The organism is Niallia nealsonii, from assembly GCF_002835805.1.
GTDB classification, from domain to species: domain Bacteria; phylum Bacillota; class Bacilli; order Bacillales; family Cytobacillaceae; genus Niallia; species Niallia nealsonii.
This window is the reverse complement of sequence record NZ_PISE01000004.1, coordinates 61,222-73,493: the sequence shown is the minus strand read 5'-3', so window position 1 is coordinate 73,493 and position 12,272 is coordinate 61,222. Positions and strand designations below refer to the sequence as shown.

General features: G+C 35.9%; 11 protein-coding genes. 3 read left to right on the top strand and 8 right to left on the bottom strand.

The genetic code is table 11. The annotated features are described in order from the left end of the window. Positions 1 to 89: 89 nt before the first annotated feature. The 5 genes from CWS01_RS02240 to CWS01_RS02220 all read right to left on the bottom strand — a co-directional run bounded on the left by CWS01_RS02240 (position 90) and on the right by CWS01_RS02220 (position 4,901). Positions 90 to 1,337 carry an MFS transporter gene (locus tag CWS01_RS02240; RefSeq protein ID WP_101175424.1) on the bottom strand — a complete coding sequence of 416 codons (1,248 nt, stop codon included), beginning with the start codon at positions 1,335 to 1,337 and terminating at the stop codon, positions 90 to 92. 312 nt (positions 1,338 to 1,649) lie between these two features. Next, on the bottom strand, positions 1,650 to 2,210 hold the full coding sequence (locus tag CWS01_RS02235) for a TetR/AcrR family transcriptional regulator (RefSeq protein ID WP_101175423.1): 561 nt from the start codon (positions 2,208 to 2,210) through the stop codon (positions 1,650 to 1,652). 14 nt (positions 2,211 to 2,224) lie between these two features. Beyond that, positions 2,225 to 2,914 carry an MBL fold metallo-hydrolase gene (locus tag CWS01_RS02230; protein ID WP_101175422.1) on the bottom strand — a complete coding sequence of 230 codons (690 nt, stop codon included), beginning with the start codon at positions 2,912 to 2,914 and terminating at the stop codon, positions 2,225 to 2,227. A 139-nt stretch (positions 2,915 to 3,053) separates the two neighbouring features. Continuing rightward, positions 3,054 to 4,052, bottom strand: a complete 999-nt coding sequence (bioB, locus tag CWS01_RS02225) for a biotin synthase BioB (RefSeq protein WP_101175421.1) — start codon at positions 4,050 to 4,052, stop codon at positions 3,054 to 3,056. Between the two features lie 252 nt (positions 4,053 to 4,304). Beyond that, positions 4,305 to 4,901, bottom strand: a complete 597-nt coding sequence (locus CWS01_RS02220) for a TetR/AcrR family transcriptional regulator (RefSeq protein ID WP_101175420.1) — start codon at positions 4,899 to 4,901, stop codon at positions 4,305 to 4,307. 248 nt (positions 4,902 to 5,149) lie between these two features. Here CWS01_RS02220 and CWS01_RS02215 point away from each other — a divergent pair, with 248 nt between their 5' ends. Then, positions 5,150 to 6,643 (top strand): DHA2 family efflux MFS transporter permease subunit, encoded by a 1,494-nt coding sequence (locus CWS01_RS02215; RefSeq protein ID WP_101175419.1) that lies wholly within the window; start codon positions 5,150 to 5,152, stop codon positions 6,641 to 6,643. A 171-nt stretch (positions 6,644 to 6,814) separates the two neighbouring features. Here the strand turns inward: CWS01_RS02215 and CWS01_RS02210 are convergent, their stop codons facing one another. Both CWS01_RS02210 and CWS01_RS02205 read right to left on the bottom strand, forming a co-directional pair. After that, the gene (locus CWS01_RS02210; RefSeq protein WP_101175418.1) at positions 6,815 to 7,681 is read right to left on the bottom strand and encodes a hypothetical protein; all 867 of its coding nucleotides are present in this window, start codon (positions 7,679 to 7,681) and stop codon (positions 6,815 to 6,817) included. 176 nt (positions 7,682 to 7,857) lie between these two features. Next, positions 7,858 to 8,295, bottom strand: coding sequence for a hypothetical protein (locus tag CWS01_RS02205; RefSeq protein WP_101175417.1), 438 nt, complete (start codon positions 8,293 to 8,295; stop codon positions 7,858 to 7,860). A gap of 334 nt (positions 8,296 to 8,629) precedes the next feature. On the opposite strand from CWS01_RS02205, the gene CWS01_RS02200 reads away from it, so the two are divergent. Next, entirely contained in the window at positions 8,630 to 9,721 is a 1,092-nt protein-coding gene (locus tag CWS01_RS02200) for a GerAB/ArcD/ProY family transporter (RefSeq protein WP_101175416.1), read from the top strand. Positions 9,722 to 9,995: 274 nt separating this feature from the next. Beyond that, positions 9,996 to 10,838 (top strand): aldo/keto reductase, encoded by an 843-nt coding sequence (locus CWS01_RS02195; RefSeq protein ID WP_101175415.1) that lies wholly within the window; start codon positions 9,996 to 9,998, stop codon positions 10,836 to 10,838. A 315-nt stretch (positions 10,839 to 11,153) separates the two neighbouring features. Here the strand turns inward: CWS01_RS02195 and CWS01_RS02190 are convergent, their stop codons facing one another. Beyond that, positions 11,154 to 12,134, bottom strand: a complete 981-nt coding sequence (locus tag CWS01_RS02190; RefSeq protein WP_101175414.1) for an ABC transporter substrate-binding protein — start codon at positions 12,132 to 12,134, stop codon at positions 11,154 to 11,156. Positions 12,135 to 12,272: the final 138 nt, after the last annotated feature.

Below are 12,272 nucleotides of genomic sequence, written 5' to 3'. Positions count from 1 at the left end.
AAATGTAAAAATCATTATTTGCCTACCGTTTAAAACCGAAAGCCCATAGCGATAGAACATTTGCTCAATAGCTAAAGGCTTTTTGTTCTTTAAACCACTTTATTTCTTTTCCGCAAAACTACAAACAAAAAAATGCAGCAAATGGAACAAATAAGAGCTAGAACACCAATCATTCCATAACCCACCTGCAATCCAAGAATATTATTTTTCCCGCCCCCGACAGAATCAATAATAAAACCGATAAAGAAACTGCCGATTACACTAGCAATCCCCATTAATGTAACGGTAAATGTAATAGCTGTTCCCGTTCCTTTCGGATACAGTTTCGTCAATAATGCCATAACAGTTGGATAGATGGGAGCAATTCCAACACCGGCAATTGCAAAAAGAATAGCCCCTTTTTCTCCTACTATTACTGCAGATAAACTGCATATACCGGAAAAAAAGGAAAAAATCATGATCGATAAAGTATAGCCAATTTTATCTGTAATAGGCCCAAATAATAGTCTAGCTAAAGTAAAGAACAGAAAAAATAACGACAGCATCTCCGCAGCATCTTTCAAACTCCAGCTATATGATTTGACCAAAAAGTTAACAAGCCAATTGCCAACAGAAACTTCTGATACAATTCCAAAAGAAAGAATGGCTACAATCAGCCATGCAACTGGGTCGCGAACAAGGGAATAGTACGAAATTACTTCTTCTTTTTCTGCATGCTCTTGTGGAAACTTTCCTAATAAGGACGGAATAATAGGCAAAAGAGAAACCGACAACATAATAAAATACATTCCACGCCAGCCAAGCTCTTCACTTCCTGCCTCCCATGTCATCATCGACGAGGCAAAAATAGGGGCTACTATTGAACTTAACCCATAAAAAAAGTGAGAAAGATTCATCATCATTCCAGTATTTTTTGTAAAAATGCGAGCTGCCATAATTCCTAGACCAATTTCAAGCATGCCGTTCCCAATGTATAAAAGAAAATAAGAAGCAGACAGAAAAAAGTAAGCATGAGAAAAATACATACATACACCTGCAAAAGCCATTGAAACAAAAGCAATAATCCCTGTCCATTTAATGCCAATTTTATTAGATAATGCAGATGTAAAAGAACATGCCAAAAGATAACCAAGAGAGTTTAAAGCAAGCAAAAAACCAAGCTGAGCTTCACTCAAACTAAAATCAGTCTGAATCTTTGGTATAGCAGGACCCTTTATGTTTTCAGATAAACCAAAAATAAGGAAGCCGCCAAAGACTATTGATAATAAAACATAATAATTAAAATTTATATTCTTGTTCAAACTTTTGGATTTAACTTTATAATTTGGATCTTCCATTCTACTCCTCCTGTCGTCATTTAAAGTTGCTAAACACTATTAATATACGAGAAAAAATGATTTAATCCTTCTCTACATTTTCCCTACAGTGAACAAACATACAAGCAGCCGCATTTATTTAATTTTCCAAGAATACGAAGTAGCTTCCTATGCAATTCCTAGATCTGTTTATAAATAACTAAAAGAAGGCTGCTCCTTATGCAGCCTTCTAGTTTAACGCGTATCGATTTTCATTGAAAAATAACTATCTAGAGAAAAAACGCAGCAAAAACTGCAGCACACTCTTAAAATTCTGAAGCAACAATAAACAATCTACTCTTTTAACCCGCGCAAAAATGCATCCACTAAAAAAGTAAAGCTTTGATCTATATCTACCGGCATACCGAATCCACCTTTTAAGTCGATGAACGCAAATCCATGCAATAGGCTGCGAAACCCTCGAATAGCATGGATTAAGTTCTCTTCAGCTAAGTGAAATGGACTCAGAACTTCCGTAATTAGTGCAATAATTTTATCCGCCATATGAACGATATCCTTTTGTTTTGGATTAGGGGCCTCGATTGTTAATTCATATAGTCCGGGATGATTTCTTGCAAATTCGATGTAAGATTGGCTTAAAGCATGGATTGCTTCTTTTTTCTCCAATCCTAGTGTAGCCTGTTTTAATTCAGCATAAAAATTTTCGAGTGCTAACAATGTTAATCGATTAAATAATTCCGGCAAACCGCTGATATGATTATAAAGAGAGGGTGATTTTATTAGTAGGCGTTTTGCTAAATTCGCCATCGTTACTTCCTGCAATCCATTTGCATCTGCAATCTCTGCTGCAACTCTAATAATATCGTCTAGTACAATTCCTGCTCTTGGTGACATTTCTCCTGCTCCTTCTATTTAGATAATAACTTCTTTAATTGATTCTGTGGGTTCTTCAGCAAATCTCCATGCCCTACTGCTAAAAGAGAAATATCATAGGATAATATTTTTTCGGCACTTTTTAAAGCTGCTTCCTTATTCCACGTTGCCATCGTAGGAAAAGGAAATAATATTTTCCATTGTCCTGAAATGGCTAACCCTCCTTTTGTTTGAAAAGCATCTCCTGCTATTAAACTATTATCCCTATTATCTAGAAAAGCCATACTGCCAGGGGTATGACCAGGCATACTAACACATGTGAAGGAACCGATACGATCCCCATCCTTTAGCAGAACATCTGGTTTTGTGCGGATATTCTTTGGCAATCCGCCTTTAAGCTTATGTGGTTCTTCTTCCTTTAGAATAGAGTGGTCTCCTTGCAGAATTTTTGCATCCCTTTCAGAAATATATACGATCGCATCAGGAAGATTTTCCTTTAACGCATCTAAAGAACCAATATGGTCTCCATGGGCATGTGTTAAAACAATTTTTGTAATAGGTTTTTTTATATTTTTCGCTGCCTCTAAAATGTACTTATAGCTGAAAGGGAGTGCCGCATCAATTAATGTCAATTCATTTTCCTCCTCTATAAGATAACAGTTCACAGGGAATATATTTGGAAAAAAAGTTAACTGATACAAATGATTATGCTTTGTTATTCTCATTTTTTCACTCCTTAAGATAAAACTAATGATATTAGTTTTATCTTAACTAATATCATTAGTTTTTACAAGAGGAAATTTACTTATAAAAAAGAGACTGGCATTCGCCAGCCCCCTTTCTGTGCAATTTTACTTTTTTCCTTTACAAGTTTTCTAAGGCGCAAGTTTCTATTTCAAATCCTAAATCTTCTATCAACTGATGATCTGCCTCCACCTGCTGCCCTTGAGTGGTTAAATAATCGCCAACAAAAATAGAGTTGGCTGCATAAAGGGCCATTGGCTGCAAGGACCTGAGGTTTATTTCCCTTCCTCCTGAAACCCGAATCTCTTTATTGGGACAAATGAAACGAATTAAAGCCAATACTTTTAATGCTTTCAACGGTATGGTAAGAGGTAAATTTCCTAATGGAGTGCCTGAAATGGGATGAAGAAAATTAACAGGAATACTGTCTATTTCCAATTCCTTTAATGCAAAGGCCATCTCCACAATTTGTTCATCTGTTTCTCCCATGCCAATAATTATTCCAGAACATGGAGAAATATTTGTATTTTTTATTAGCTGGATTGTATCAATTCGCTGGTCATATGTATGGGTTGTTGTAATATATTCATGATGATTCTTATGTGTATTAATATTGTGATTATATCGATGCACCCCCGCTTCTTTTAGCCGCTCAGCTTTTTCTTTAGTTAACAGCCCTAAACAAGCGCATATTTTTAAAGAAGTAGTCTCAGTAATTTCTTTCACTGCTTCCGCAATTTGTTCAATTTCCCTATTTGTAGGTCCCCGCCCACTTGCCACAATACAATAAGTGCCGGCTTTTCTCCGAATTGCTTCTTTTGCACCCTCTATAATGGTTTCTTTATCAAGAAGAGAATACTTTTCTACTGCTGCTTCTGAAACAATCGACTGGGAACAATAACCACAATTTTCTGGGCATAGGCCGCTTTTTGTATTCAACAGCATATTTAATTTTACTTTGTTTCCATAAAAATACTTCCTAATTTGATAAGCAGCATTCATTAGCTCAAGAATCCGCTCATTCTCTATTTGCAGAATCCCTAAACCTTCCTCTATTGTAATAGCATTTAATTTTAATGATTTTTTGACTAGGTTTTCTAAATCTAAACTACTTTTCATCTTTAGCCTCCTTTTGCGTTAACCTAATATAATTATAGGTTAACACATTTAAATAACAAAAAACAGTCTCAGCTTCCATGTAGTAAATTTGCAAAATAGAGATATAGTTTTTGTCGAATAATAGCTAGATCGAAACAAATCGTAGCAAACACCATGAAAACTGTAGCAAAACCCTACAAAATGCAGCAATCGGACGAAATAAAATGAATACAGCAAAAAAAGGTATGGCAATTTAATCTGCCATACCTTTACTTACGAATACTTAGCAAAATAATGAGAAAATAAATGATCTATCTGCTTCTCAATTGGAATAGGATTCCACATAATTGGCGCATTTTGTTTGCAAGCCATCAAGATCGGAAAAAAGAAGGCGGCATGGATCTGCATCATCATCATGGTTAGAATATCTGAATCCTCTACACCAGTAATTTCTTGAATCGTCATCTTGATTTTATTTAAACCCATTGTTTTCATAAAATTTTTATACTCTAATTGTGATTCAAAAGAAATATCGCCTTTGCCAAGAATTTCTTGAAGTAGTTCTGGATATACCATAATAGAGTTTATATATTGAAGCAAAAAAGTTTTAAATCTTTCCTTTGGCGGCATCGAATACTCATCTAAAATGGAAAAAGCTTCTTGAAAGGAAGCAAGAAGGACTTTTAATGTTTCATTGATCAATTTATCTTTTGATCCAAAATAATAATTAATCAGCGCCAAGTTTACATCGGCTGCTGCGGCTATTTTACGCAATGTTATCTTTTCTAGTCCTTCTGTTTTAATCAGCTCTAATGTCGCATTTAGTATGTTTGTCTTTGTAGTCCTATCTTTTTCGGAGCTTTTTGTCATCGTTTGACTCCCCTATTTCTAAACTAAAATCAATAAAATACGTTTATTTTACTATAACGATAATATGCTTTAGCGTTTGGGTCAAGGGACAGCACTTTTATTATTGCAAACATTTGCAGCAATTATTTTTCTTGACAGATAAAAAGAAACCCGTTAAATTCATGTTAAACATTGTTTTAAACACTGTTTAATTTTTAATATTCAAACAAAATGTTTAGCAATAAAGAAAAAGAAAGTTGTGTGAAAAAATGTCCAATCCTAACAATGGGAACCCTTCTAATGCTTCCCAGGAGTTTTCTATTAAAACAATCATTGCACCCCTTCTTGCAGTTATTGTTGGAATGATTATGGTTATTTTAGACAGCACTGTTGTCAATGTTGCCATTCCAAATTTAGTCGATTATTTTGATACAGACCTTAAAACCATTCAGTGGACAGTTACTGGCTATACATTAGCTCTTTCTGCAGTAATCCCACTTGCAGGGTGGATGACAGATAAATTCGGAGCCAAACGGATTTTTCTTATTACCATTGCCTTATTTACAGCGGGATCCGTATTATGTTCTCTTGCACAATCACCAGTTCAGCTGATTATTTTCCGGATTATTCAAGGCATAGGCGGAGGAATGGTCTCTCCAATTGGGATGGCTATGGTATTTAAATTGGCTCCCCCTGACAAAAGAGGAGCCATCATGGGAGTTCTAGGAATTCCTATGCTGCTTGCTCCAGCACTTGGTCCTGTATTATCAGGCTGGCTTGTAGAATATGTAAGCTGGCATTGGATATTCCTAATTAACTTGCCAATCGGTATTGTCGCAATGTTCGTTGGCATGAAGTTTCTTCCTGAATCAGAAAAACATGCTGCACCACATCTTGATGTAATTGGCATGATTCTTGCTCCGATTGCGTTTGCCATGCTCGCATATGGAGTTAGTGAAGGTGGAACAAGCTGGACTTCTAAGTCGGCTATTATCGGTTTAACAGTTGGCGGTATTGCATTGCTTCTATTTATTTTTGTAGAACTGCGCCAAAAACAACCATTGCTTGAGCTACGTGTATTCCGTTCTTCTGACTTCACAAGAGGAATTCTGCTTGCTTGGCTAACGCAAATCGCCTTATTTGGCTCCATGATTATCACACCATTATATCTGCAGCAAGTAAAAGGCTATACAGCATTAGAAACAGGGCTGATCTTATTACCTCAAGCATTAGCTTCTGGAATCTTTATGCCAATAAGCGGTCGTTTATTTGATAAAATTGGTGCCCGTCCTCTTGCGCTAACAGGTCTTGGCATTATTTCTACTGGACTGTATTTGTTGGCACAAGTAAAAGTGGATACAAGTTTAGGAATGATTCTTTTATCCTTATTCTTAATGGGAGCAGGCATGGGACTTACCATGATGCCTGTTAATACACATGTGTTAAATGCAGCTCCCCGCAAATTAGTCAGCAGAGTAACGCCACTGACAACAGCAGCTCAACAAGTTGTCGTTTCCTTTGCTGTGGCTGGTTTAACAGGCTATTTAACATCACATATCACAACACATATGAAAGATGTTGCCAAAGGAGTAACCCCTGCTGAAGCAGTGACGGCAGGATTTGCAGATACCTTCTTCCTTTCTGCATGTCTCGCTGTGGCAGGATTCTTATTCAGTCTCCTTCTGCGCAAACCAAAGAATAAGCCTGAAGATAAGCCTGATCCTGAGGAAAAAGCAAATCCTGCATTACTGGCAGGACATTGATAATAAAAAGGAGGGAGACTAGGTTGATCTCCCCCCTTTTTATACCTGCGATGGTTATTTAGTCGTTTTTGTCGAATAATAGCTAGATCGAAACAAATCATAGCAAACACCGTAAAAACTGCAGCAACGCAGCAAAAAAGTATGGCGGGTTATTTCCGCCATACCTTTTTATTACTGTACTTTCTCTTCCCAGCCAAACATTTCACCATCTTCTCCGTCTACTTCCAATCCTGGATGAATAAATGGCATAAAAGCTGCTGGATTTTTTGATTTTTCCGTAATTTTTTTAATATGTTTGCCGATAATAAATTGCTCTTCGGCTCCTACCAAACCAAATGGCAGTTCACTAGCTCTTCCAAAATAGATAGAACTTGTTTTGCCGCTTGATAATCTTACTTGTTTGCTGTTGATTAAATATGGCTTATCTCGTAGTGAAGTGTAAATGGTTTCCCAATCTTTTATTGTTTCAAATTGGATTTTCGATAAATGTTCCCCTGCCACAGAGATAAGGATAATATCCGGCTCTAGGTAATCGATTAGTTCATGCCATAATGGGGCACCTGTTTTTTGCAGCTCCAATTTCGTTTCTTTCGTTAAGTCGCCCCATGTAGGATTCGTAGCTAATGGTGTGCAGATATCTGTATGAAGGGCGGTATTTTCTTTTCTGTTGTAAAAACTAGCATCTAGGCCATTTAACATATTTTCAAAAGCCGGATTATACCAGGCATTGTATGGGTCGTCGTCAAAATATTGATTGAGTGCAGAAATATACTGCTGATTGAAATGATAATAATGGTCTTGTTTCATAGATTGAAACCTTTGGAAAGGGTCTGGTTCAGGGAAGTCTCTCCTTGATGGGTTCAGACCAACTGTAACGATGCGAATAGAGGATTCTAGATATTTTTTGATATTGCCAAAATACATAATTGGCATAGAAGGTTTAACTAAATACGATAATTCCTTTTTGCTTTCATATAAGTCCCAATACTTTTTAATCAATGTGGTTTGTTTTGCATGTTGAATAACAATAAAAATCATCCTTTCATTTTGATTGCAAGCAACTAACTAAGTTATTTAGCTGTGCTTGCCTATTTATTCGCCATTAAAGTAGCAAACTCCTCCTCCTTTTACTACTATTTGCAATTGTTTTTATTTCCATGCGAAAAAGCACAGCAAAACAAAAAGCTAAACCTATCTTTAGGTTTAGCTTTTCTTTACTCTCTATATCTTCTTCCCTTTTTCCCATTCTCGTTCTCTTTTTTTTCCTTTTTGATAAGCTTAGTCAGCCCATATCGAATTCCCTTAAAAACAATATATACACCAAAAAACAGCAGGAATCCGTAAATGCCTACCACAGCATCAGCAAATTCCATATGGCCCCTTCCTGTTATACCTTGCTGGATTTCAATCGCAAACACTAGCACTAAGACTAGGGTGAATGTATAAATAAAAGAAATGCTTGTGATGCTCCATTTGGCCAACCGCTTAAAAGCAGCTTGCACGATAAAAAAAGAAACGATGCCAATAATGCCGATAATCCACAAATGCAAATCTTTATCGGTCGCCTGCCAGCCAATTTGCGCTGCTGCTACCATAATGACATCATGAATAATATTGACTATCTCTGCAATAATTTTAAATAAATCTGCCATTATAACCTCCGAAAAAATTCAAATCATTCTCATCATTTTTAAATACTTGGATAAACAATCTAACACACGATATAGAGTGAACCTTCAATCAGTGGGAGTGTTACTGCCCGCTAATACGAGATACATTTAAGCAATTCATTTACTACATTATTAACTTATATACCCTAATTTTCAAGCAACAGCTACAGCGCCCAACCGAATCACCCCACCTTTTTTAACTAACTATCTCCTTATAGATAAAATAATTAACATAAATTCCAAAAATACGAACAAAATAACTTTGCTACATAAATTCCCCATTCAAGTCCTGTGACAGAAAGAAGGTCCTATTCTCATGCTAAAAGAGCATATTTCGTTAGGTCAAATATTTGCTGTTGTTTTGAGCTTTAATTTAGGGAGCTCACTTGTACTGGGAATAGGGATTAAAGGGAAAGAGGATGCATGGCTGGTAGTATTTTCTTCATCTTTACTTGGTATCATCATCACGATATTTTTTTATTATCTAATAGAAATGCTGCCGAAAAAAAACCTTTATGAACTTTTCGCGTACTGCTACAATCGAAAAATTGCTATTATATTAAGTTTTATTTATATAATTTATTTTTTTTACCTTGCTTGCAGAGTAATTAGGGATTTTACTGAACTTACTTCTTCTATTATATTGCCGCTTACTCCAATAGAGATAATTACATTATCATTGACCCTTTTAATGGGATATATTCTTTATATGGGAATAGAAGTGTTATCTAGAACTACAGAAGTATTATTGCCTTATTCTATTGTTTTTTTAATTACATTAGCTATTTTCCTATATGCAAGTGGCAATATTATATTTTCTAAAATCACTCCCATACTAGCACAGGGGATAAAACCGCTTATGAAAGTGATATTTCCTTACGAGCTTGTTCGTCCGTACGGACAAATGGTAGCTTTTACTTGTGTATTTCCACTCGTAGCGAATTTTAGAACCGGCAAAAACATCGTGTTGCTAGCGATAACTATTTCTGGCTTATTTTTAACTTTATCTACCTTATTAATAACACTATCATTAGGAAGCAATAGCGTTTCAAAAGTTAGTTTTCCACTTTTAAGTGCTACCCGCCTCGTTTCTATAGGTGGATTTATTGAGCGCATTGATGCAATTTCTGTATTTATTATTATGCTTGGCATATTAGTAAAAAGCGGCATTTTTATCTATGCAGGTATGATGGGACTTGAATATATCTTCAAGATTTCATATCGCTATTTTACAATTCCTATTATTTGTATTATTAGTATGTTTACTATTTTTATTGCTAGAGGTATTTCTGATCATATTTTAGAAGGATTTATGATTATTCCATACTTTTTAAGTATACCTCTTGAGTTTGCTTTACCTGTTTTTCTTGCCGCATCCTTATTAGTGAAAAGGAAACTAAAGAAGTAGGGATTACAATATGTTTAGAGCAATAGATTTGATTTTTAATAGCAACAATAGAAGAACTAGGACAAGCACGCATGATCAAGCTACAAGTCCCAAAACTTTCTCTGCTGCAATTAAAAAACTAGAACAGCAGCAGACACAAATAATCCATTTAATTATTATACTACCTGGAATGTCCAGCCCCCCGACTAATTATTCCTCACTATAAGTGTAAATGCTGGTGATTCCCTCCTGCTTTTTCTATAATTAATTTAAATAGTCAAAAAGGGAGGATATTATGAATACTTCAATTCCAGAAATTACACTTAATGATGGATTAACTTTACCTGCTGTTGGCCTTGGAACCTATGATCTAAGAGGAGCGGCAGGAGTTCAAGCGATGACTAGTGCAATTGATATGGGGTACCGTTTGCTTGATTCTGCCTTTAATTACGAAAATGAGGGAGCAGTCGGAGAAGCTATTCGCCGCAGTTCTGTCTCTCGAGAGCAGCTTCTTGTTACTTCAAAATTGCCTGGCCGCCATCAAAAATACGAAAACGCAATCTATACTATCCAAGAATCACTATACCGTTCCAAGCTAGATTACTACGATTTATTTCTTATCCACTGGCCAAATCCTAAAACTGATTTATATGTAGAAGCATGGCAAGCATTAATTGATGCACAAAAATGGGGATTGATTCGCTCCATCGGTGTATGCAATTTCTTGCCTGAACACCTAGACCGCCTCAAAAAAGAAACAGGAGTAGTACCTAGTGTCAACCAAGTAGAACTGCATCCATATTTCTCTCAAGAAGAACAGCTTGCCTATGATAAAGAAAATAAAATCGTCACAGAATCATGGAGTCCATTAGGCCGGGCCAATAATGTCCTCCAAAATGAAACCATCCAACAAATCGCAAACATGCATCAAAAAACGATTCCACAAATCATCTTGCGTTGGCATATTCAGCTTGATGCTCTGCCAATCCCAAAATCAAGTTCACCGCAGCGCCAATTGGACAATCTGAATATATTCGATTTCTCCTTAACAGAAGAAGAAATGAAACTGATTTCAAGCTTAACCCGACCAGATGGACGAATTGCGAATCAAGATCCAGCGGTATATGAAGAATTTTAAGTATGCTCATAAGTTATTGGATGCCATCAAGTTTGCTTATACAATTATTTTCCTACTTTAGATTTATTGAAACAAATTAAAAACGGTGACGACAGGTTATTTTCTAACCAGCCGTCCCCGCCTTTGATTTATAAAGTGAAACTTCAATCAGTGGGGGTTTTCTTCATCTCCCACTGATTGTTAGTTGAACCAATCGGGCCTTTACGGGCAGTGATCCCTCACCTAGATTTCTCGTTTCCTCTCATATCATCTTGAGGTAGGGGTCAAAAGCCCGTTAATGCCGGATAAAGGGTTAATTCCCTAGTTCATTATCTATTATTTCGAAAAAATCTTATCAATATCATCTAGCATAATATTGGCTGCTAAAACACCGCCTGCTGTATTCCATGTAGCATCATCTACTTTGTATGCTTTTCCATTTTTAACAGCGTTTAAATTTTTCCAAAGTGAGTCATTTGTCCATTCTTTCTCCGTTGCCGCTGCATCTGTATCACCTTCTGGTGCATAGGTAAAGTAGAATAAAACATCTCCATCCATATCAGGAATAGCTTCTTTTCCTACTTCAACTGCTAGATTTCCAAGTTTAGAATCAGCTTTAAATAACTTTTCTTGTTGTGCTGTTCGTTTAAATCCTAGCTCATTAAAAATAACTCCTGAAAATGAATCTGTATAATAAATGCGAGTGATTCCAGCCATAAAGCGCACTACAGAAACTTCTTGATTTGTTTTATCGCCTAGTTTTTCTTTTAGTGCTGCTACTTTATCTTCATACTGATCTAAGACCTTTGTTCCTTCCTCTTCACGGTTTACAGCTTTAGCGTATAATGAAAAGTTTTCTTTCCAGTCGCCTCTTAATGTTTCTGCAAATACCGTTGGTGCAATTTGACTTAATTTATCATATATCTTCTCTTGGCGAATTTTGTTTCCAATAATCAAATCTGGTTTTAAGGCAGCAATCTTTTCTAAGTTTACTTCACTTTCCGTACCAACTACTTCAACATCTTTCATATCGTCTTTAATATGATCATACCAAGGATTTCCAAGCCATGACTGTACTGCACCTACAGGAGTGATTCCTAAAGCCAAAAGTGCTTCTGTTCCTTCATTTGTAAGTATAACTACTCGCTTCGGAGTTCCTTTTATCTCCGTAGTGCCCATTGCATGTTCAATCGTATAGCCTGTTTCTTTCTCACTTGACTTCTCTTTTGTTTCATCGTTTTTATTACCGCAAGCAGCTACTAAAAATACTGCTAAAATAGCAAATACAGATAATATTTTTCTAATATTTTGTCTCATCTTCTTCCATCCCTTTATGTAGTGTAGTATGATAATATACGTATGCAATTGATAATAATTATCAAGTTCATTTGCACTAATAGTAAAACAAGGAATGTTTACTGTCAATATAAAATTATGAATATTATGACTTTTATT

Coding starts and splice junctions, on each gene's coding strand:
- CWS01_RS02195 (WP_101175415.1), top strand. CDS start 9,996: ATGAATACTTCAATTCCAGAAATTACACTTAATGATGGATTAACTTTA.
- CWS01_RS02220 (WP_101175420.1), bottom strand. CDS start 4,901: ATGACAAAAAGCTCCGAAAAAGATAGGACTACAAAGACAAACATACTA.
- CWS01_RS02240 (WP_101175424.1), bottom strand. CDS start 1,337: ATGGAAGATCCAAATTATAAAGTTAAATCCAAAAGTTTGAACAAGAAT.
- CWS01_RS02190 (WP_101175414.1), bottom strand. CDS start 12,134: ATGAGACAAAATATTAGAAAAATATTATCTGTATTTGCTATTTTAGCA.
- CWS01_RS02215 (WP_101175419.1), top strand. CDS start 5,150: ATGTCCAATCCTAACAATGGGAACCCTTCTAATGCTTCCCAGGAGTTT.
- CWS01_RS02210 (WP_101175418.1), bottom strand. CDS start 7,681: ATGATTTTTATTGTTATTCAACATGCAAAACAAACCACATTGATTAAA.
- bioB (WP_101175421.1), bottom strand. CDS start 4,052: ATGAAAAGTAGTTTAGATTTAGAAAACCTAGTCAAAAAATCATTAAAA.
- CWS01_RS02235 (WP_101175423.1), bottom strand. CDS start 2,210: ATGTCACCAAGAGCAGGAATTGTACTAGACGATATTATTAGAGTTGCA.
- CWS01_RS02205 (WP_101175417.1), bottom strand. CDS start 8,295: ATGGCAGATTTATTTAAAATTATTGCAGAGATAGTCAATATTATTCAT.
- CWS01_RS02200 (WP_101175416.1), top strand. CDS start 8,630: ATGCTAAAAGAGCATATTTCGTTAGGTCAAATATTTGCTGTTGTTTTG.
- CWS01_RS02230 (WP_101175422.1), bottom strand. CDS start 2,914: ATGAGAATAACAAAGCATAATCATTTGTATCAGTTAACTTTTTTTCCA.